The organism is Halpernia frigidisoli (genome assembly GCF_900113805.1).
GTDB classification, from domain to species: domain Bacteria; phylum Bacteroidota; class Bacteroidia; order Flavobacteriales; family Weeksellaceae; genus Halpernia; species Halpernia frigidisoli.
Genome location: NZ_FOQT01000002.1, coordinates 635586 through 657882 on the forward strand (window position 1 = coordinate 635586; position 22297 = coordinate 657882).

The 22297-nt window shown below is 32.7% G+C and carries 19 protein-coding genes and 1 pseudogene; 6 read left to right on the forward strand and 14 right to left on the reverse strand.

Annotated elements, in window-relative coordinates; genetic code table 11:
* Window positions 1-83: 83 nt before the first annotated feature.
* From BM238_RS08085 to BM238_RS08095, 3 genes are all read left to right on the forward strand, one after another.
* Window positions 84-1058, forward strand: a complete 975-nt coding sequence (locus tag BM238_RS08085) for a hypothetical protein (protein ID WP_090079683.1) — start codon at window positions 84-86, stop codon at window positions 1056-1058.
* A 24-nt stretch (window positions 1059-1082) separates the two neighbouring features.
* Window positions 1083-3749: a hypothetical protein gene (locus tag BM238_RS08090; protein ID WP_090079684.1), complete on the forward strand. Its 2667-nt coding sequence runs from the start codon at window positions 1083-1085 to the stop codon at window positions 3747-3749.
* Between the two features lie 389 nt (window positions 3750-4138).
* The gene (locus tag BM238_RS08095) at window positions 4139-5881 is read left to right on the forward strand and encodes a tetratricopeptide repeat protein (RefSeq protein ID WP_143093369.1); all 1743 of its coding nucleotides are present in this window, start codon (window positions 4139-4141) and stop codon (window positions 5879-5881) included.
* Between the two features lie 100 nt (window positions 5882-5981).
* Here the strand turns inward: BM238_RS08095 and BM238_RS08100 are convergent, their stop codons facing one another.
* The 7 genes from BM238_RS08100 to rpsL all read right to left on the reverse strand — a co-directional run bounded on the left by BM238_RS08100 (window position 5982) and on the right by rpsL (window position 11694).
* Window positions 5982-6716: a GLPGLI family protein gene (locus tag BM238_RS08100; RefSeq protein ID WP_090079686.1), complete on the reverse strand. Its 735-nt coding sequence runs from the start codon at window positions 6714-6716 to the stop codon at window positions 5982-5984.
* 209 nt (window positions 6717-6925) lie between these two features.
* Window positions 6926-7771, reverse strand: coding sequence for a GLPGLI family protein (locus BM238_RS08105; RefSeq protein WP_090079687.1), 846 nt, complete (start codon window positions 7769-7771; stop codon window positions 6926-6928).
* Window positions 7772-7835: 64 nt separating this feature from the next.
* Window positions 7836-8150, reverse strand: a complete 315-nt coding sequence (locus BM238_RS08110; protein ID WP_090079688.1) for a hypothetical protein — start codon at window positions 8148-8150, stop codon at window positions 7836-7838.
* 184 nt (window positions 8151-8334) lie between these two features.
* On the reverse strand, window positions 8335-8640 hold the full coding sequence (rpsJ, locus tag BM238_RS08115; RefSeq protein WP_090079689.1) for a 30S ribosomal protein S10: 306 nt from the start codon (window positions 8638-8640) through the stop codon (window positions 8335-8337).
* An 18-nt stretch (window positions 8641-8658) separates the two neighbouring features.
* Window positions 8659-10776 carry an elongation factor G gene (gene fusA, locus BM238_RS08120; RefSeq protein ID WP_090079690.1) on the reverse strand — a complete coding sequence of 706 codons (2118 nt, stop codon included), beginning with the start codon at window positions 10774-10776 and terminating at the stop codon, window positions 8659-8661.
* Window positions 10777-10780: 4 nt separating this feature from the next.
* Window positions 10781-11257, reverse strand: a complete 477-nt coding sequence (gene rpsG / locus BM238_RS08125) for a 30S ribosomal protein S7 (RefSeq protein ID WP_090079691.1) — start codon at window positions 11255-11257, stop codon at window positions 10781-10783.
* A gap of 23 nt (window positions 11258-11280) precedes the next feature.
* On the reverse strand, window positions 11281-11694 hold the full coding sequence (rpsL, locus tag BM238_RS08130) for a 30S ribosomal protein S12 (RefSeq protein ID WP_090079692.1): 414 nt from the start codon (window positions 11692-11694) through the stop codon (window positions 11281-11283).
* A 129-nt stretch (window positions 11695-11823) separates the two neighbouring features.
* Here rpsL and BM238_RS08135 point away from each other — a divergent pair, with 129 nt between their 5' ends.
* Window positions 11824-13533 (forward strand): T9SS type A sorting domain-containing protein, encoded by a 1710-nt coding sequence (locus BM238_RS08135; protein WP_090079693.1) that lies wholly within the window; start codon window positions 11824-11826, stop codon window positions 13531-13533.
* Window positions 13534-13712: 179 nt separating this feature from the next.
* Window positions 13713-14891 carry a nicotinate phosphoribosyltransferase gene (pncB, locus tag BM238_RS08140; RefSeq protein ID WP_090079694.1) on the forward strand — a complete coding sequence of 393 codons (1179 nt, stop codon included), beginning with the start codon at window positions 13713-13715 and terminating at the stop codon, window positions 14889-14891.
* 94 nt (window positions 14892-14985) lie between these two features.
* On the opposite strand, the gene rpoN is transcribed toward pncB, so the two are convergent.
* The 7 genes and pseudogenes from rpoN to BM238_RS08175 form a co-directional block, all read right to left on the reverse strand.
* Complete coding sequence (gene rpoN, locus BM238_RS08145) at window positions 14986-16464, reverse strand: RNA polymerase factor sigma-54 (RefSeq protein ID WP_090079695.1); 1479 nt, start codon at window positions 16462-16464, stop codon at window positions 14986-14988.
* Between the two features lie 304 nt (window positions 16465-16768).
* Window positions 16769-18217 carry an asparagine--tRNA ligase gene (gene asnS, locus BM238_RS08150; protein WP_090079696.1) on the reverse strand — a complete coding sequence of 483 codons (1449 nt, stop codon included), beginning with the start codon at window positions 18215-18217 and terminating at the stop codon, window positions 16769-16771.
* 175 nt (window positions 18218-18392) lie between these two features.
* On the reverse strand, window positions 18393-18935 hold the full coding sequence (gene rimM / locus BM238_RS08155) for a ribosome maturation factor RimM (protein ID WP_090079791.1): 543 nt from the start codon (window positions 18933-18935) through the stop codon (window positions 18393-18395).
* Window positions 18936-19081: 146 nt separating this feature from the next.
* Window positions 19082-19681: pseudogene (locus BM238_RS08160) on the reverse strand (30S ribosomal protein S16); the annotation flags it as partial.
* A gap of 120 nt (window positions 19682-19801) precedes the next feature.
* Entirely contained in the window at window positions 19802-20395 is a 594-nt protein-coding gene (locus tag BM238_RS08165; protein WP_090079698.1) for a hypothetical protein, read from the reverse strand.
* Between the two features lie 9 nt (window positions 20396-20404).
* Window positions 20405-20914, reverse strand: a complete 510-nt coding sequence (locus tag BM238_RS08170) for a nitroreductase family protein (RefSeq protein WP_090079699.1) — start codon at window positions 20912-20914, stop codon at window positions 20405-20407.
* A gap of 67 nt (window positions 20915-20981) precedes the next feature.
* Window positions 20982-21431 carry a hypothetical protein gene (locus tag BM238_RS08175; RefSeq protein ID WP_090079700.1) on the reverse strand — a complete coding sequence of 150 codons (450 nt, stop codon included), beginning with the start codon at window positions 21429-21431 and terminating at the stop codon, window positions 20982-20984.
* A 133-nt stretch (window positions 21432-21564) separates the two neighbouring features.
* On the opposite strand from BM238_RS08175, the gene BM238_RS08180 reads away from it, so the two are divergent.
* Complete coding sequence (locus BM238_RS08180; protein ID WP_090079701.1) at window positions 21565-22263, forward strand: DUF4230 domain-containing protein; 699 nt, start codon at window positions 21565-21567, stop codon at window positions 22261-22263.
* Window positions 22264-22297: the final 34 nt, after the last annotated feature.

Below are 22297 nucleotides of genomic sequence, written 5' to 3' on the forward strand. Positions count from 1 at the left end.
TTTTAATTTTTAACAAGATATTCGCAATTTGTATTCAAACTAAATAGCCATTTTATTTTACTTTAATTTTAATAAATTTGAAAATGAAAAATCGTCTTCTTATTTTCTGCTTACTTTTTCTTTTATCGTGCGGAAAACTAACTTCCCACGAGCATACTTTTTACTACTGGCGAACGAACCTAAGTTTAAATAAGGCAGAAAAAACAGCACTCAATAATTCCAAAGTTCCTTTTTTATATACCCGTTTTTTTGACATTGATAAAATTGAGGGAAAATTTCAGCCCGTTGGTGTTCTTACAAAAGACGACAGTTTTAAAACCAATAAAAAAATTGTGCCGGTAGTTTTTATAAAAAATGAAATTTTGTACGACATCAAACCTGATGAGATCGATTTTTTAGCAAAAAGTATTTTTAATTTAATTATCAGAAAAGGCAAACAACTCCAACTTAATTTAAGCGACGAGATCCAGATCGACTGCGATTGGAATTCAGGAACAAATAAGGAATATTTTGATTTGCTTAAAAGTCTGAAGCAAATTTCCCACAAAAACATTACTTGTACTTTAAGGTTGCATCAGGTAAAAGACAGAAATTTTATGGGAATTCCTCCGGTTGAAAAAGTTTATTTAATGTGTTACGCCACATCTTCACCTTTAGAAAATTCTTTAAAAAATTCAATTTTAGACGTCACAACTTTAAAAAATTATCTCGACCATTTAATGGTTTATCCACTGAAAATGGACATAGCACTTCCGATCTATTCCTGGGGAATTGTCACCAATCATTTAGGAAAACATAAATTGATCAACGCTTTATCTTCCGAAGAATTGAAAAAAAACAATAATTTTAAGAAAATTTCTGATGATAATTTTGAAGTTTTAAAAGATGGTTTCTACTTTGGAAATTATTTAAGTAAAGGTTTTAAAATAAAAATTGAAGCCGTTTCACAAAAAGATCTTGATGAAACACTTTCGTTTATAAATGGACAAATTACTTTTTACAACATTATATATTATCAGCTTGACAGCCGTTTCATTAAAAACTACAATTTAAAATAGTTGATATTTTAAAACACATACATTATGAAAAAACTAATTTTATTATTATCAATAATTTTATTTGGGAATACGAAAGCCTGCTCCTGGTACGATCCGGATTATGAATATTTTAATCTCTTCACACAGGGCATCATCAAAGATAAAAGCTATCTGCCTTTTTTACTCACATTTTCCAACCGTTTTTACGGTCACGAACATTTTGAAATTCCTGATGAAAGCATTGAAAGCTGGCAACAATATTTCGGTAAAACATTAAATTATACTGACACTAAAAATCTGGTGGAACAATTGCCAATGAGCGAACTTAATTTGTTTAAAAAAGGTAATTCTGCCAATTTGATCTTGAAAAAATTAGGTTCCTATCAAAAATATTCTGAAGGTATCGATTACTTGATCGAAGCTAAATATTTAGAACCTTTTATGCGAATCAATTATGTTGAAAGTCCTAATTCTTTTTATTATTCTGCCAGCGAAAACACTAAAAATGCAACGCAGCTCGATTATACCAAAACAATTTCTGCTTTAATCTTGCTTTATAAATCCGTGGAAAACCGTGAAATTAAAATGCGATACGGTTTTCAGATCGTTCGTTTTAATCATTACACAAGAAATTACTCAAAATCTGAAGAAGCATTCAGAAATTATGTTGAACCTTTAAAATCCAGATCTGCGCCCTATTTTATGGCTTTGGATCAACTCGCTGGCGCGCAAAGCGGATTAAGCAATGGAACTGAAGCCAACTGGAATTTTTTTAAAGTATTTATGAACAACAAAAGCCGGAAAGAAAGTGCTTTTGTTTCTATGAAATTATCAGATTCTGCCAGTTTTAATAATGTTCTGAAACGTGCTCAAACGCCGGAGGAAAAAAATATGGCCTATTTTCTTTTGGCTTATGAAGATTTCAACGACCCAATTCCGATGATGGAAAAAATGTTTGAAATAGATCCGAATTCAGAAATATTAAAAGTTCTTGCGGCGAGAAGTGTGAATGAATTGGAGCGCGACTTTCTTCCAACATATTATAATCAAAAAGACACGAATAATTTAAACCAAAACTTTAAAGACAATTCAGAAAAGAAAGAAAACGTTTCAGGAAAACAGGATAATTCTTCAGTAAAAAAAGTAGGTTTCTGGCAAAGATTTATTAATTTTTTCAAAAATATTTTTAGCTCAGATAAAAGTAAGACTGAAAATAAAAAAACCACCGACGATGATGGTGAACTTTTAAATAATTCCAATAGAATACCTTTTTTTAGCGCAAATAATAACCTTTATTCTGACGAGCCTTCTGAAAATTTTCTGAATGATTTTGAAAATTTAACTTCAAAAATAAAAGAAAAATCGACTGACGAATTTTGGCAAATTACAAGCGCTTATCTTTCTTTCCTAAAAAAAGATTATACAAAAAGTGAAGAGATTTTAAAGGAAATCAAAACTACAAATCCGGAATATCTTACGCAGATCAACCGGATGAAAATGCTGAACGAGATCGTGTCACAGCCAAAAATAAATGCTGATTTTGAGAATAAAATGATGACTGATTACGCATCGTTTTTTAATGCGCCAAAAGTAATAAATACGGAAGATTACGGCGACTTGCCGGACACAAAAGAATTTATTCGCGATATACTTGCAAACCGTTATTTTCTACAAGGCGAAGATGGAAAAGCATTTTTAATGAACAATCAGCTTTCTGATCTGCAATATAATCCAAATTCTAAACTGGTAAAAAAGGTAGAAGATTTTTACAGAAAACCGAATAAAAACAGCTTTGAAAAATATATCGCGGAAAACTTAAATAATGTTGGAAACACGGATGCTTTTTTTAATGTAATTTATGGCGATTTTGCTATGAGACAAGCAGATTTCATCAAGGCAAAGAATTTTTACGAAAAGGCACAAAATTTTAGCGGAATTCCGAGAGTAATTTATGATTGGTCTGAAAATACACGAACTGAATCACCTTTGCAATTTAATGATAAGGAATACGATGGTTTTAATAATATATCAGATTTGATATTCGGCCACAACGTTTGGGAAAGTTTTGAAAGCACGGAAAACGAATCAATGGAAGCAGAAAATATTACAGATTTTCCTTTCATTAAAAATAAAATGAACAAATTACAACTTGCGGCAAATGCAATCCAGTTATATAAAATAGCGCAGGGGAATTCAGAAAAAAGCGCTCTTGCTAATAAATTACTTGGCAATCTTTTGTATAACACTTCTATTCTGGGATATTACAGACAAACTTTTGTGATGGATATTGATAATGAAAACGGTCCAAAATTTCAATTTGGAACTTCTCAGAATACATTTCAGTATTATTATAAAAACTTCACTGACGTGAGCTTTATTGAGCCTGATAATTTTGATCTCGCCATCAGTTATTATAAAAAAGCATTGTCTTTAAGTAAAGATAAAGAATCACAAGCGCAAATATTATTTCAAATGGCGAGCGCAGAACAAGGAAAATATTACCAATATGAAAGCAAAAATCGCAAAGTAACAGATTACAGCGACAAAGATTATCAAGCAAAATCTGAGGCAGAACAATTGCAGTTAGATCAACTTAAAAATTCTCAGTACAGATCTTCTTTTGCAAATTTGAAGAAAAATTATGGTGACACAAAAACCTTTCAAAACCTGCAAAGCACTTGTCTATATTTTCAATATTATCTGAGTAAATAATAGTTTGTACTTAAAAATTTTAAGACAAAAAAAACCCTCTTCTTTCGAAAAGGGCTAGGAGATTAAATTTTTTTTCATCATTTGTGTTAATCCCGTATTGTAATTCAGTTACTAACTTTTAAAGCAAAAAAAAGCTTCTGAAAAATATATTTCTGTTTAATTTAAATTTTATAAATTTATCTGTTATTTATAATTACGAATCACCGCATTTTTTATGCCATTTAAACACTTATCGTGTTATTTTGTTGATGCTAATTTATTATTTTAGAAAACACTGCAATTAAAATAGTAGTAGACAAAGGGGTGGACATTTATTAAATAGCTGTATATCAATAACTTAATTGAATAATAATTTTAGAATAACTTTTTAAAATATAGTAATATTTGCAATGGATAATCGAAATATGTGGCGAAACGGCACATTTATCCTATTTTTCCTCTTCATACATTACAGTTTTTGTAAAAATAATCTGCGCAAAATACATTTTGGTGCACCAACTGTTAGCGTAGATTCTACTTCTGCAATCAAATATTCTAAAGTTGAGAACGATAATTTAAAAAAGTTTCTAAAGAATTATAAGGATAATCATTCAGAGCTAAATAAATATGCAGAAGTTATCGCGAAAAATATTTTCAAGGCTCAAAACAATGCTGAGAAATTAGATAAGATCAATCCTGAAAGTTCAGCACTTTTTTTAAAAGCTATTAAATTATCAAAAGAAACCAATGACGAAAGTTTTGAAATATGGACCAATCTTAACTACGGAAAATATCTTTACTGCTTCAGTAAATATAAAGATTGCTATCCCTATTTTATGTTTTGCATTAAAAAAATAAATGAAGACAACGAAAAAAACCTGATAGATCCGCTTGATACCTTTGAAAAAATATCTTTCTTTTTAATTACTTCGAATGAAAATGACCTTGCTATTTCTTTTCTAAAAAAAGCCGAGAAAATTGCGGAGAGAGAAAGTAAAGAAATGGCAAAAATTCAAGATAATCTTGGTCTTGCTTTTCTAAATAAAAACAATCTGATCGCCGCAAAAAGTTATTTTGAAAAAGCATTACAAATTTCTGAGAAGTTCCAGGACGATATTAGAAAAGCAAAAGTATTGGGCAATCTGGCTGAAATTGATTTTAGAAATAATGATCTGGAAAATGCAGTAAATAAATTACAAAAAGATATTTACATTTCTAAAAATCTTAAAAGTGATAAAAACACAATGTTTGCTCTGATCAAGCTTTGTAAGTTTTATCTAAAGCAAAACAAAGTAAATGAAGCCGAAGATGCAATCATAAAAGCAGAGTTTTATGCAAAGTCTAAACCTTATTTTAAAAATTCCTTGTATGAAATAAATGAATTTATGCTTCAAATTGCAAGAAGACAAGGGAATTCTGAAAAAGAACTAAAAGCGCGTCGAACTTTGGAAATTTTGCAGGATTCACTAAAAACTTTAGATGGACTGGATGTTATTAAGGCTGTCGGCTGGCAGATCGGGCAAAAAAATTTAGAAAATAAAGTTGAGTTCGAAAAAAATAAATACCAACAACAATTTTATTTAAAAATAATTGCTTATTTATTTGCAGGTATTTTTCTGACCGCTTTAGTTATTCTTATTATTACCTCCAGAAAAAAAAGAAAAAATCAAAAAATAACTTACGAAAGAAGTTTGCTGGCTTTGCAAATGGAAAAGTTAATTTCTGAAAATAAGCTAAATTCAAAAACAAAATCGTTGGTTTCTTATCGAAATTATCTTTTGGAAAAGACAGGACAAATTCAGGAATTGGAGGCAGAAGTACAAAAAACGAGGGGTTTGGGAAATAAAAAAGAAGATCATAAAACAAAATTAGACGATCTGTTAAAATCCCATCTTTTAACGGCAGAAAACTGGAATAATTTTAAAGCTGCCTTTGAAAATGAAAAGCCAGTCTACTCAAAATATTTAGAAACAAATTTTCCGAATCTTACAGAAGCAAATTTGAGAGTAATTTACCTTACACAATTGGAACTCAATAATGCGGAAATTGCCAGAATATTGGGTGTCACTCTTTATGCAGTAAAGAAAGCAAAGCAAAGGCTTCGTTTAAAATATGAAGATCAGTACGAGAAATTTTTTGAATTTTATAAATAGAAAAATCCCTGATCTTTCAAATAGACGTACAATTCCATTTAGTTGTTGCTGATTGTTTTAGCAAAAGTTATTGAACAACTGAAATAAAGATTTTAAAAATTTATTTTGAGGGATATTGAATCGCTTCGTCTAAATTAATTGGATTATTGTAATCTCTGATCAATTTTTGTTGAGTTGCTATGACTTCTTTTTGATTGGTTAAATTCACTTTTGTTCCATCCTTTAACATCGCCCAATTATCTGGAGTTAATGTTATATTCATATTTTTTAAAAAAGCCAGAGGATCATTGTAATACATTATTTTGGTCTTTACATATTTTTCTCCTGGAATAAAGACGGCTTTTTTAATAAAAAAAGAAAATGGCGTTTTTGCAGTTTCTGGTAAATTTTCAGATTTTATCATTTTGAAACTGTAATCTTTTCTTGAGTCAGATAGTTCCATGATAATGCCTGGAAGTCCATTAAATTTATACGGACCTTCTGAAAATGGTATTGCCTCTGCAAACCAAGCCGTCCAATGTCTTCCGCCCCAATTGGTTTCTGCCTTTTGAACGTTATATTGCCCAATCATTTTTTTGTCATTAGAAAGTTTCCATTTTTGTTTGTCCACAGATTTTAGATGAATCATATCAAATTGCAGCAATTCATAAGTATCATAATTTTGGGAATTTTTATCGTGAATTTCAACATCACCGAGATTCAATTTTACATTCTCCTCTGTCATCGGAGCATTATTGGTCATTAGAGAATCCATTATAAAATAATCTCTGTCATAGTATTCTACATTACCTGGATTAATATCCAAATGGTGATCTAGCCCCGATTGTAGCGGCATCCTTTTTCTGTGCGAGCGAAGCGAGCGCAGAAAAAGATATAGCGGAAAGCGGGTGAGACTTAGAAAAGTATCGCAAATCTTGTTGCTTCTAAGAATTATTCTTTATGTGAACGGATTGTTTTCCCGAAGTTGCGGGACAGGAAGTTCCTCACAATGACGAACTTCTTAATAAAAAAATCCCTAATCTTTCGAAAAGGGATTTGATAGTTTCATTCTAATTCCAGTGGATTATATACACTAGTATGAATTGGTTTTGAAATTATTGGCGTGCCATCCTGGTTATATGCAGTGCCATAAATAAAAGCCGATGGATTATCAAAATAATTTTTTCTTATTTCTCTATATTTCTCCCGGTTAACATTAAGTATCGATTGATTGTTTTCCAAATAAATATCCATTAATTTTCTATCAATACCTTTTGCAGTAAAATGAACATAATTATCCTGATCTTGTATTTCCAAGATTAATCCCGGAAGTCCCTGAAATATATAGGGCCCGTTATTGATTGAAATTTCCCGCGCGTACCAAGCTGTATATATTCTTCCGCGATATTTGAGAATTGCCTTATTACATTTATAACCCAGAACAATTTTTACTTCGTTTTTAAGTTGCCAAATTTGTTCGGGAACCCCTTCGTCATATTGGTATATTTTTCCCGCTACTGTGTTTTGATGGGTTACTTTTTTTTCCTTAAAATCTTTTAAACTTACACCCGACCAAAGTATTTTATACCTGAGAAGATCATTAATTTCTACTGACCCAATATTATCTTGACGAGAATATTTTGTCATTAAAGAATCTAATCTTAACCTTGATGTATCGCTAAATTTTGAAAAATTTTTTCCAATTTGCAGAATACAGACAGATTCAACTGATTTACCTTTTAAATTACTCTTATCAATAGAATTAAAAATATAGTAAACATTTAAAATACTTTCGTCGTAGTTTTTGACCAAAAAAGCAGAGCTTCTCATTTTAAAGTCTTTGGGAAATGTGGTTTCTTGGGACAATAAAATAATTGGAAAAAAAAAGAGTGCAAATTTTAAATAAATCATAGGACATCTATTACTATAAAAATTTAAGATGAAATTAAATCATACTACGTAATATTAAAAAACATTAGGTATATTGTCCTTGAAAACCGCCACCGCTGCCACATTTTTGCTCATTGAAATAATTAATATCATTTCCAAACTGTATTAGCCCAGCGGCATCATCGCTATATTGATTCAAATCCAAATAATAAACTTGACCACATGGTGATTGAATAGGAACAAATTGATGTGCTGGTGGAGCAAATTTATTGTTTGCTGATTTGATAAAATTTAAATTTTGTTCAGCGGTTAAATGTGATTTAGCAAATGTTTGACTCACTTGATTTGCACTCATCAATCCTGCAACTCCAAAAGCTGCTAATAATAAAACTTTTTTCATAATACATTATTTTTGTTGGATAATGTAGTACGAAACTAAAACTAAAACTAAAACTATGCAAGTTATTTTTTAAAATTTAACTAAAATAACGTAATTTGGATTCATTTTAAATAAAAAAAATCCCCAATCTTTCGAAAAGGGATTTTATAATATAAGTTTTGATTTTTTGCCGTAGCAAATTGCATCATACTTTAATTTCTACATCAACGCCTGAAGGCAATTCTAATTTCATTAATGCATCTACAGTTTTGGAAGAAGATGAATAAATATCCATCAATCTTTTGTGTGCAGATAACTGAAATTGCTCTCTTGCTTTTTTGTTAACGTGTGGAGATTTCAACACTGTGAAAATTCTCTTGTTTGTAGGCAATGGAATTGGTCCATTTACTACTGCACCTGTAGCTTTTACAGTTCTTACGATTTTCTCAGCAGATTTATCTACTAAATTGTAATCATAAGATTTTAATTTTATTCTGATTCTTTGTGACATTTTAATTTAATTTAGAGATTAACCTTTTGCTTTTGCAATTACATCTGTTGCAACGTTTGATGGTGCCGCTTCATATTTTTCAAATTCCATGGAAGAAGTTGCTCTACCTGAGGAAAGTGTACGAAGTGAAGTTACATAACCAAACATTTCTGATAAAGGTACAAAAGCTTTAATGATCTTCGCGTTATTTCTATCGTCCATACCGTTTACCGTGCCTCTTCTTCTGTTAAGGTCACCAACGATATCTCCCATATACTCTTCCGGAGTTACCACTTCAAGTTTCATAATTGGTTCCATAATTACTGGTTTAGCAGCGCGCCCAGCTTCACGGAAGCCCATCTTTGCAGCCAATTCAAAAGATAATGCATCAGAATCCACCGGGTGGAAAGAGCCATCTTTTAATACGATTTTAAAACCTTCTACTTCAAATCCTGCTAAAGGACCATTTTTCAAACATTCTTTAAATCCTTTTTCAACTGCTGGTACAAATTCTTTTGGAATGTTACCACCTTTGATCTCATTTATGAATTCCAAACCTGGTTTGCCATCTGTAGCAGGACCAATTGTGAAAACAATATCAGCAAATTTACCACGACCACCAGATTGTTTTTTGTAAACTTCTCTGTGATTAGCAGTTTGCGTAAGATTTTCTTTGTATTCAACTTGTGGTTCACCTTGGTTTACCTCCACTTTAAATTCTCTTCTCATACGGTCAACAAGAATATCTAGGTGAAGTTCACCCATTCCTGAAATGATAGTTTGACCAGAAGCCTCGTCAGTTTTAACCTGGAAAGTTGGATCTTCTTCAGCCAATTTAGCCAAAGCATTCCCCATTTTATCTTGATCTGCTTTAGTTTTAGGCTCAACCGCGATACCAATTACTGGATCTGGGAAAACCATAGATTCTAAAACGATAGGATTTTTCTCATCACATAAAGTATCACCAGTTTTAATTGATTTAAAACCAACTGCTGCACCAATATCTCCTGCTTCAATATAATCTACAGGATTTTGTTTGTTAGCGTGCATCTGATAGATACGAGAGATTCTTTCCTTGTTACCAGATCTTGTGTTTAAAACATAAGAACCTGCATCAAGTCTTCCAGAGTATGCTCTAAAGAATGCCAATCTCCCTACGAAAGGATCGGTAGCAATTTTAAAAGCCAATGCTGCGAAAGGTTCTGTAACGCTTGGTTTTCTCGTAACTTCTTGTTCGGTATCAGGATTAGTTCCTACGATATCATCTTTATCCATTGGAGAAGGAAGATATTTACAAACTGCATCCAACATGAACTGAACACCTTTGTTTTTGAAAGAAGAACCACAAGTCATCGGGATAATTGATAAATCAATCGTCGCTTTTCTTAAGGCTTCATTAATTTCGTCTTCTGAGATTGAATCTGGATCTTCGAAGAATTTCTCCATCAAAGTATCATCGTAATCTGCAACAGCCTCAACTAATTTTTCTCTGTATTCAAGAACTTCTGCTTTCATGTCTTCAGGAATTGGCACTACTTCATAAGTTGCTCCTTGTCCTGCTTCATCCCAAACGATCGCTCTGTTTTTGATAAGATCTACAACACCTTTAAATGTTTCTTCAGCACCAATTGGTAAAACGATAGGAACTGCATTAGAACCTAACATTTTTTTAACCTGATTTACAACCATTAAAAAGTCTGCACCCTGACGGTCCATTTTATTTACAAAACCTAGTCTTGCAACGTTGTAATTATCAGCTAATCTCCAGTTGGTTTCAGATTGCGGCTCAACACCATCAACTGCTGAAAATAAAAATACCAAACCGTCTAAAACTCTTAAAGATCTGTTAACCTCAACCGTAAAATCTACGTGTCCAGGTGTATCAATAATGTTAAAGTGATAAGGCATTGTCTCAGGTAAAACCTTACCTTGAGTTGTAGGGAAATTCCAGGAACAAGTTGTTGCAGCAGAAGTAATTGTAATACCTCTTTCTGCTTCCTGCTCCATCCAGTCCATTGTAGAAGCACCATCATGCACTTCTCCAATTTTATGATTTACACCTGTGTAAAATAAAATTCTTTCAGTAGTAGTGGTTTTACCGGCATCAATATGCGCAGCAATACCAATATTACGTGTGTATTGTAGGTCTCTACTCATTTAATTAAAATCTAAAGTGTGAAAATGCTTTGTTAGCTTCAGCCATTTTATGAGTGTCTGTTTTCTTTTTAACAGCTGCACCTTCTTCTTTTGCTGCCGCGATGATCTCTGCTGCTAATTTGTTAGCCATAGATTTATCATTTCTTGCAGTAGAATATTTTATTAACCATTTCATCGCCATAGAAATTTTTCTATCAGCTCTAATAGGCATTGGAATCTGGAAGTTTGCTCCACCTACTCTTTTTGATCTTACCTCTACGTGAGGCATCACATTAGTAAGTGCGTCTTTCCAAATTTCTAAAGAAGTTTTTTCATTTTCTCCTTTTTTGCTTTCTACGATTTCTAATGCATCGTAAAATATTTTAAATGCGATGGATTTTTTACCATCAAACATTAAATTGTTCACAAATCTAGTTACCAATTGATCATTAAATTTTGGATCTGGTAACAACGGTCTTTTTTTCGCTTTTGTCTTTCTCATTGCTTCTGTACCTTATTTAATGATTATTTTTTCTTGCCTTTTGCCGGTGCAGCTGCTGCAGCGCCTGGTTTAGGTCTTTTTGCTCCATACTTGGATCTTCTCTGTGTTCTTCCACTAACTCCTGCAGTGTCTAAAGCACCTCTCACGATGTGATATCTTACTCCCGGTAGGTCTTTCACCCTTCCGCCTCGTACCAATACTATCGAGTGCTCTTGGAGATTATGTCCTTCGCCCGGGATGTAGGCGTTAACTTCTTTCCCATTAGAAAGTCTTACACGCGCTACTTTACGTAGTGCAGAGTTAGGTTTCTTAGGAGTTGTGGTGTATACTCTCGTACAAACACCGCGTTTTTGTGGACAAGAATCCAAAGCAGCCGATTTGCTCTTCTTGGCAAGTGTGGCTCTTCCTTTTCTTACTAATTGTTGAATAGTAGGCATTTAATTGCTTTTTGTTTTAAATAATTCAGGGTGCAAAAATAAGAAATTAATTTGATTGTACAATAATAAGTGTAACTTTTTATAAATCAGTGTTAAAAAAAGTTTATACCTCAGTGAAATTAAATATATTTGACACTTGATAAAAAAAACAGTTTTCCGCTGGTTCTTTTTCATTTTTCTACAACCACTTATTACATTTCATTGAAAATAACTTTACTTTTTATACTTTTTTCAACTTTTTTTCCTGCGCAGTACAGCATCACTTCTGCGGAAAGAAATGCCTTACTTTCAATTTATCAAAGTACTGATGGCAACAACTGGAGCCAAACCTGGGATTTAAATAAAGATCCGCAAAACTGGTACGGCATTAAAATTAAAAATCACGTCGTAACCGGGATTAGTTTACGTGGTAATTTTTTAAAAGGTAGTTTCCCTTCAAATCTCTCTGCGTTTTCAAGTTTACAGGTTTTGGATCTCAGCAATAACAATCTGTCGGGCGATGTTCCACTAAGTGTTGGAACTTTAACAAATTTGGTTTCTTTAAGTTTTAATGATAATAAATTAACCGGCGATCCTTCTGCAGCTTTATCGTCACTTTCCAATTTAGCAGAATTTTCCATTGGTCATAATTTATTTAATATCGCTGATCTTGATATTTTAATTCAGAATTTTTCACAGCTAAAAGTTTTAAATATTGCAGGACTTAATCTGAATGCAGTTCCGCCGAAAATTGCAACACTTACAAAATTAGAAAGTTTAGATCTCAGCGATAACCAACTAAAAACAGGATTTGATAATCTTTCATCTTTAATAAATTTAAAAGAATTCAATTTAGCAGGAAATCAACTTTCGAAATTGCCGACACAACTCGGAACTCTAACGAAATTGACGACTTTAGATCTTAGCCGAAATCTTTTAGCCACAAATTTTGAATCACCTTTAAGTAATTTAAAAAATCTCGAATGGCTTTCCCTCGAAAATAATTTACTGGAAAATTTACCGTCAAATATTGGCACTTTAACCAATCTTGTTCATTTAAATTTAGGTAGAAATTTACTTGCAGGTAATTTTTCGGCACTTTTAAGTCTAAAAAATCTGGAGCAACTTTATTTAAATCATAATATATTAAAGGATAGTTTTCCCACAGATCTTTTACAACTGTCAACACTTCAAATGTTATCTTTAACGGGAAATCAACTTTCGGGCACCATTCCGGCTAAAATTCCGGCGCTTACTTTTATTGATGACAACCGATTTTCCTTGTCTGATATTAAAACTTTTTTAGATAAAAAATCAAAATTAACGGATTTCACTTATTCTCCTCAAAGATATGACGACCCACTTTCTGTTCCGGCAGCTTTTGAAGAAAATGTCGTTTTAAAACAATCACTTTCAGGAGACGATTATCAGTTTTCCTGGTTTAAAAATTTGGAGGACAGACAGTCGTCAACATCAGAGAATTTTTATATTAATGGCATTAAACAAGACGATTACACAAATTATACTTGTGAAGCTTATTTTGCAAAAAATTATACGGATTATTTTCTTGAAATATCTTTCTACCGCGAACCGGTAACTTTAGTTTCCACGTTGAGCACTTCTGAAATTGATAAAAATCTGAGTATTTATCCAAATCCTACTTCTGATCTGCTTTTTATCCGGGCAGTTAATGAAAAGGTGGAAAGTATTTCCATTTTCGATATGAGTGGCAAAATGATTTTTTCCGATTCAGGGCCATCTAAATTGCGCGTGAATGTTCATAATTTTCCAAGTGGCGCTTATGTCATTTTGCTAAAAATGCCGACTTCCACCAAAACTTTTAAATTTATTAAGAAGTAATTTCATACGATTTTTGCACTTAATTAGAAGAAATCTTTGCAGCCCGACTTAAGTGGAACTCCTTTTTTTGCATTTGAAAAAAAGAGTGGGAACGGAAGGCGGAATTGCTGCCCAAAAAAAAGCAATAAGTTTTTAATTAAAATTGGAATTTTCTTATCTTTCGTTAAAATTTATCCTAAATGCCTTTAGTTAAACTTAATTCTATTCTTGACAACGATTTCTATAAAATTACCATGCAAAATGCCGTGGTGAAATTATTCCCGAGCCAAATCGTAAAGTACAAATTCATTAACCGCGGTCAACACACGTTTCCTGAAAATTTTGGGGAAGAATTGCGAAATTCGGTCAATTCAATGGCAGAATTACAATTGACGAAAGAGGAAAAGAAATTCATGGCGAAAACTTGTCCTTACATTGATTTGCCTTATTTAGATTTTCTGGAAGGTTACAGATATGATCCATCAGAAGTTCACATTTCACAAAATGGAAATGATTTGGAAGTTACTGTTGAAGGACTTTGGTACCGCACTATTTTGTGGGAAGTTCCTTTACTTTCTTTAATAAGCGAATTGCATTATATAATGGAAAATCTGGAGAGAAATTCTAATGAAACGGTTTTAGAAAATACGTTAGATAAAGCAAGACATCTAAAATATTTGGGCGTTACTTTTGCTGAATTTGGTACGCGCAGAAGACATTCTTATAAAGTGCAGCGCTTGGTTTTAGATGCATTGAGCCGTGATCGAACTTCCACGTTTATCGGAACCTCAAATGTACATATGGCGATGCTGTACCAGACAAAACCTATTGGAACGCACGCGCACGAATGGTTTATGTTTCACGCCGCAGAATATGGTTTTAAAATGGCCAATAAAATCGCGCTCGAACATTGGGTAGATATCTATCGCGGCGATCTGGGAGTTGCTCTTTCAGACACTTTTACGACGGAAGTTTTCTTTAAACAGTTTGATAAAAAATTCACCAAGTTATTTGACGGTGTTCGTCACGACAGCGGAGATCCGATTGAATTTGCGCAAAAAACTATTAAACATTATGAGGAAAACGGCATCAATCCATTATACAAATACATTATTTTTTCAGATGGTTTAAATCTCGAAAAAGTAGATGAAATCACCAAAGCATGTCGCGGAAAAATCGGTATTTCTTTTGGAATTGGCACAAATCTTACCAACGATGTCGGCTTAAAACCAATGAATATCGTGATGAAATTAATTGGCGTTCAAGCACCAAATAAAGACTGGATCGCGACCGTAAAATTGTCCGACGAAAAAGGAAAATACACCGGCGATCCTAAAATGATAGAATTAGCAAAAGAATTTTTGAGAATCAAGGATTAAATTTAGGTCGTTGCTTTAAGGTTTTAGGTGGTACGAATTAGCAATAAACTAAATATTCCCAATGCCTACGACCAAAAAACTACAACCTAATATTCTAAAGCAATTCCTTTCTCAATCTCGCAACAGGAATATTAAGCTGTTCGCGGTATTTTGCGATCGTTCTTCTTGCGATATTGTAACCTTTTTCCTTTAAAAGTTTAACCAAAGCATCGTCAGTATGAGGTTTTCTTTTACTCTCCTTTTCGATAATATCCATCAAATGCGTTTTAATTTCTTTTGTAGAAACTTCTTCACCATCATCGTTAGTCAAACTATCCGAAAACAAGTTTTTAAGATATAAAATTCCGTTCGGCGTATCAGCGTACTTACTTTTTACAACACGGGAAATTGTCGAAATATCAAAACCAGTTATGTCAGCAACATCTTTTAAAATCATAGGTTTTAATGATTTATCATCACCTGTTAAAAAATAATTTTTCTGTAAACTAATAATAGCATTAATAGTTTGCAACAAAGTATTCTGGCGTTGGTTGATCGCATCAATATACCATTTCGCAGCATCTAATTTTTGCTTGATAAAAAGTGCTGCCTGCTTATGTTCTTTAGATTTTTTATCGTGAGAATAAGTACTTAAAATATCTTTATATTCACTTGAAACCCTTAAACTTGGCGCGTTTTTACTGTTTAACGTTGCCAAAACTTCTGCCCCATTTTTTCCTTTTTCAATAATTTGAATTAAAAAATCCGGAATAATTTCCTGGTTAATGGTGATGGTTTGCGTATCGAAATTTCCACCAACACGTGGTGAAAGTTTTGAAATCTCATCCAACGCATCTTTTAAATCATCTTCTTCAATGTCATATTTCTGCACTATTTTTTGGTAGTGTTTATTGGTTAAAGCATCAAATTGATTTCTCAAAATACTTGCCGCCAAAAAAACTGCTTTATCAGTTGTTACTCTTTTTTCAATCTGCAAAAGCAAACACTCTTGAAGATTTCTTGCGCCAACTCCTGGCGGATCCAATTTCTGAACGTAATTTTCTAAAATTCCCGTTACTTTTTCAATTGTTGTATAAAGACCTCTTGCGAAGGCAAGATCATCAACAAGTGCTTTTATCTCACGTCGTAAATAGCCGTCGTTATCAAGATTTCCAATAATATATTCAGCGATTTGAAGATCATCTTCATCAATCGCGCTTAACCTGATCTGCTCTAAAAGATAATCATAAAGAGATTGACTTTCGGTTAAAAGTGCCTGACTGTCGAATTCCTCGTCATCCGCAGAATAATTATTTGCACTGGTTTTATAGGCCGGTTCATCGTCAAAAATATAGTCATTGACGTCAAAATCCGTATCAATACTTTCGCTGCCTTCGTCGTTATAATCTTCGGAGTTGTCTTCGTATTCCTCCTTATTTTCTTCTTTGGCTTTCTCCAAAGCGGGATTTTCCTCCAGTTCACGCTCCAGTTCTTCTTCAAACTCTAATGTATGAAGCTGAATCAATTTCATCAACTGAATTTGTTGTGGCGCTAATTTCTGCCCTAATTTTAATTGAAAACCTTGTTTTAACATATATGCTTCTTCACTTTTGAAGTGATTTTTTTTATTATTTTGGCAAACATTTGATTACATCGAATGTTTACTTTAAATTATATTTTTGGCAGACATTTCCGCCTTCCGTTCCCAATCTTTTTTTTCAAATGCAAAAAAAAGGATTTCCACTCAAGTCGGGCTGCAATTTATTTAAAGTTTCAATACTTTTTTATTAAAGTTAAAAAATCTTGTTTTCGTGGCTTAAAATTTTATTTCAAATAATTCTTTGTGCCTCTTTGTTATTTAAATAAAAAAACTTTGTGACTTTGTGGTTAAATTAAAACTAAAATTCCGCATTTTTCGGAGTTCTTGGGAAAGGAATTACATCTCGAATATTCGACATTCCTGTCACAAAAAGCACCAGCCTTTCCAAACCTAAACCAAAACCTGCGTGCGGCACAGATCCAAATTTTCGCGTATCCAAATACCACCAAAGTTCTTTTTCATCGACGTGCATTTCCTGCATTCTGGTTTTTAAAAGTTCATAACGTTCTTCCCGCTGAGATCCGCCAATAATTTCACCAATTCCCGGGAATAAAACATCCATCGCTGCAACAGTTTTTCCATCTTCATTTTGGCGCATATAAAACGCTTTAATATCTTTCGGATAATCAAACAAAACAACCGGACTTTCAAAATGTTTCTCCACTAAATAACGTTCGTGTTCGGATTGCAAATCCGTTCCCCAATTCTCGATCGGAAATTGAAATTTACCCTTTTTATTTTCTTTTGAGTTTAATAAGATCTCAATTGCTTCTGTATAACTTACACGTTTGAAACGCTTTTCAATAACATTTTCCAATTTTTCTATTAAACCTTCTTTTGCTCTGTCTTTTTCTGGTTTTGTTTTTTGTTCCTCTGCAAATCTATTATCTAAAAATGCTAAATCATCTTTGCAGTTTTCTAAAACATATTTAATTACATATTTTAAAAAATCTTCTGCCAAATCAATATTGTCTTCCAAATCATTGAAAGCAACTTCTGGTTCCACCATCCAAAATTCTGCTAAATGACGTGTGGTATTAGAATTTTCTGCTCTAAATGTTGGTCCGAAAGTATAAATCCTTCCCAATCCCATCGCTGCAGTTTCACCTTCCAATTGTCCGGAAACCGTCAGATTTGTTTTTCTACCAAAGAAATCCTGCTCGTAATCAATTTCTCCTTCTTCATTTTTTGGTAAATTATTTAAATCAAAATTAGTAACTCCAAACATTTCGCCAGCGCCTTCTGCATCTGCTCCCGTAATAACCGGCGTATTTAAATAAAAGAATTCATTTTGATTAAAATATTGATGTATCGCAAAACTCACGGCATGGCGAATTCTAAAAACGCTTCCAAAAAGATTAGTTCTAAAACGCAAATGCGCCTGCTCACGAAGTTTTTCTAAACTGTGTTTTTTAGGTTGAAGAATCGTAGTTTGCATTTCTTCAAAAAAGTTATCACCTAAAATTTCTATTTTTTTGGCTAAAACTTCGATGCTTTGCCCAGAACCTTGACTTTCAACCAATTCTCCGGTAATTTTAAGAGAACTTGCTGTATGAATATTTTTAATTAATTCTTCGCTGAAATCTTCAAAATTAACAACGATCTGTAAGTTATTAATTGTAGAACCATCATTCAATGCGATGAAACGATTTGAGCGAAATGCCCGAACCCAGCCTTGAACGGTGATATCGTGGTGAATTAATTTTTTATAATCTCCGAGAAGTTTTTTTATCGTTGTCTTTTCCATGTAGTTTTTAAAATATTTGCTTTGTAAATATCTATTTCTAAATATCTAAAAAGGTTCACAAATATAATAAAAAATGGCGTAATTATTGATGAAGGGGAAAATTTTTGATGGTAAAAAATAAGGTTTAAAAAAGAAATTTTAAACTTTTGTAAGTATGATTATTAACGAATTGTTTCTACTCGTCTTTTTTAGAATTAATTAAATACACATCCAAAAGTCCTTCTGGAACCTGCATTTTAATAGTTTTTTCTTCACGACTCACTTCTAAAACCCAATCTTTAATTACTGGAATTATGACTTCTTTGCCATTAAGATTTAGGATAAAATAATGTTGCGCGATATAATCATTAATTTCTTTGATGATGCCACAAGATTTTCCGTCTTGATCCAGAATTTCAAAACCAATCACTTCATGGTAATAAAATTTGGTGCCGGAAAGTGGCGGCAAAGTTTCCATCGGAAGGAAAACGTTTCTGCCAATACTTTGATCAACCAAAGCCTCAGTAGAATTTTTAAAGGAAATATTGAGTGTATCCCGTTTCGAAAAACCCAATTTATTAATAAAAAAAGGAACCAATATTCCGTTTATTTCAACGAATATTGATTCCAGGTTTTTATAAAATTCCGGTTGGTCAGTATCCATTTTCAGGATGACATTTCCAGCCAGACCATGTCTGCGAGTAATTTTGCCTAAAAAATAGCAATCTTCTTTTCGCATCATGGTTTTTTTATTTATGCTTTTGCTTCTTCAGTTCCTTCTGTTTTATCAGAACCGTTAGCTGCGCTTTCATCTACGTTCGCTGCGGCTTTTTCACTTACGTTTTCTGCTGCAATTTCTGCAACACTTTTATCTTCAGCTGCAGGCTCTTCAACTTTCGGAGCTTCCTCAGTTTTTTCTTCTTCAACAGCAGCATTCGCTGCTTCTTCAGCCGCTTTTTCTTCTGCTAATTTTGCATCTGCTGCTGCTTTTAATTCTGCTTTTTTAGCATCTTCTTCCGCTTTTGCATCTGCCTGAATTTTCGCTGCTGCGTCTAATCTATCTTGGTTTACTTTAGATTCTGCATCAAAAGCTGCTTTTTTAGCATCTGCTTTAGATTGAGATAAATTTGATTTTTTACCTTCTACTTGTTTAGATTTCTCTTCTAACCAAGCTGCAAATTTTTTGTCTGCTTCGGCTTCATCAAAAGCACCTTTTGCCACGCCTCCTAAAAGGTGTTTTTTGTAAAGCACGCCTTTGTAAGAAAGGATTGCTCTGGCTGTATCCGTTGGTTGCGCACCATTGTTTAACCATTTTACTGCTGCATCAACATCTAAATCGATAGTTGCTGGATTGGTAACTGGATTGTAAGTACCGATTTTTTCAATCAATCTACCATCTCTTCTTGCTCTTGCATCTGCTACTACGATGTGGAAAAAAGGTTTTCCTTTTTTACCGTGTCTTTGTAATCTAATTTTTACTGACATATAAGTTTAGTTTGTGGGAACTCGTCCCGTTATTTATTAAGTGCGCAAAGATATGAAAAAATTGCGTTTTACAAACATTTTATTTTTGAATAGATTCTACCAAAATATTAAATAAAAAAACTATTTAGAAATTCTAAAACCCAAGAGGATGACAACAACTACCGATAAAACTGTTGCAACCAAACTTGAAATAAAAACAAAAAGATTTTCTCTGCTTTTCCCTGTAATCAATTTTATAATAAAATAACAAAAGATATATAAAGGAACCAGAAAATAGTAAAAGAAAAATTCTAAATTAACGGCGATTAATAAAAGGAAAATAACTCCAATAAATGTTGAAAGCAGTATCGCGATCAGGCTTTTATAAAGAGTTTTATTATCAAGCCTCCTATTTTCTACATCCTTTTTATGAAAATTATATTTAATTAAAACAAAATCTGATAATTCCTGATCTGTTAAAATATCTGACTTTATATTTTCATCAATCTCATCTAAAGTTTTATTATTCTTAATCAATTGATTAATTTCAAAAGAAATCCTGCCTTTTTCTTTAATTATGATTCTTTTCTGATTTGCCTTTTCTTTAATAGTTTTTAAATCTGATCTTTCATTAATGACTTTTAGTAGATCATCATTAATCTCACCTGCATAATCCGTCAAGTTAATATATGCGTCAATTAATTCTTCTTCGTTAAAATTTTTATAAATATTCAAAACTTTTTTTTAAATATTCCCGATGTAAAAAAATCCAATGCACTTTTGGTTTTCTTCAAGGTTCAAAAATTTGCTAAGTTCATCTTTGACGGCAGGCGTGCTCCAATAGCATCCCACTCCGATTGCCGTACAAGTAAGATACATATTTTGAACCGCCATAGAGGTGGCCGCAATTTCTTCCCATTCAGGTAAAAGCCCGCTGAAGTTAACAGATATTGCAATCACTGCCGCAGATTGTTTTACTTTTTCCTGAATATCTAAGTATTTCTTTTCTAAAAATTTTTCTTCCGATGTTGATTTTTTATAAACTTCCGCCATTTCTTCGCCCAAAACATCTTTGTCTAATGCTTCAAAGACCTGAAAACGCCAGGGTTTGGTTTTTTTATGATTGGGTGCAAACTGTGCGGAATATAAGATCTCATCAATCACACCTTCTTTAAGATCGCCGGGAATAAAATCTTTCGGGTAATGACTTTTTCTGTCTTCTATTATTTTTTTAAGAATTTCTCTGTTTTCCATAATTGTTTTAAAGGCACAAAAATAAACAAAACAAAACTTGCGTCTGTTCGCGATTAATCGAAATTCTCTATAAAACCGCTTCGATAGTTTGGCTAATGTTATTTAAAGTAAAAAAATCACCCGCTTTTTTGCCTTTCATGATCTGCGCCATTGGACTGATTTCTGATATGGCGTAAAAACGGTCTTTTTCAAAGAAAAACTCGCCCAGTCCTACAGAAATGTAAAATCTGGCTTTGTTGGTAATCACAAGCGATCCCAATCTTATGATTTCGGCGGAATTATTTCTAACTTTAGCCATGTCGCGCCTCAAGCCGTGTAAAAAAGCCTGCTGTTTTTGCATCTGATAAATTTCTTCCTGCATTTCTTCACGAATGGAATCGTATTTCGCGGTTTTCTTTATTTCTCGACTTGCTTCCAGCGTGAATTCCAAAAAATTTCCCTGCCGTTCGATCTTATCTTTTATAATGGACAATACAAAGTCTCTTATCTCATCTTTAACAATTGTTTTCTGCTGCATATTTTAAAATAAAATTAAAGGTAATAAATTGTACTAATATTCAAAACATAGTGCGATAGATTTAAATATTATCGGCTATTAACATTAAAAATAATAATTACAATAATCATTAACTTTGCCAAAAATATTGAGGTTGAAAAAATTTAAAATAATTCTGTGGTCAATTGGTGGATTTTTAATATTAATTTTAGCATTGGTTGCTTTTAATGCCGCAAATTCTAAAGGAAACAGCGCTTTAATTACGGTGATAATGCTTTTAATCGGATTGGTTTTAGGCGGAATCATTGCGTTTTTAGCCTCAAAAAAGTTCGGTAGTTCTGCGCCGGTTATTTCTGAAAGCTCGCACACGATCGCAGAAAGTATGCGGAAGGTTTTTAAAGTAGTGACAGCGGAAGGTCATTTCAATGAAATCTATAATTACGAAGAAACCACGAAACTTTTTAATTTTATTCCTTCAAAGAAAAAAGCACTGGTAATTGTGCAGGCAAAAATTTTAGTTGGCTACGATTTCGATAAATTTAAATGGGAAATAAACGATGAACTTAAAACCGTAAAACTCCTCTATTTTCCCGAACCTGAAATTCTTTCAACAGAAACAGATTATAAATATTATAACATTGAAGAACAGTTTTTTAATCTTTTCAGTAAGGATGATCTGGCAAATATTCAGCAGAATGGAAAAAAGCAGGTGATCGAAGCTGCAAAAAAAAGTCATCTTCCCCAAGTTGCTGCAGATCAGATGAAAATGCTTTTGATTGAACTTTTACAGGGCAAAAACTGGCAGATAGAAAATCCTTCCTTAATTTCTCAAAAAGAGCTAATGGTTAAATAATTTAATTAACCGATTACATTTCGATATTATTTTT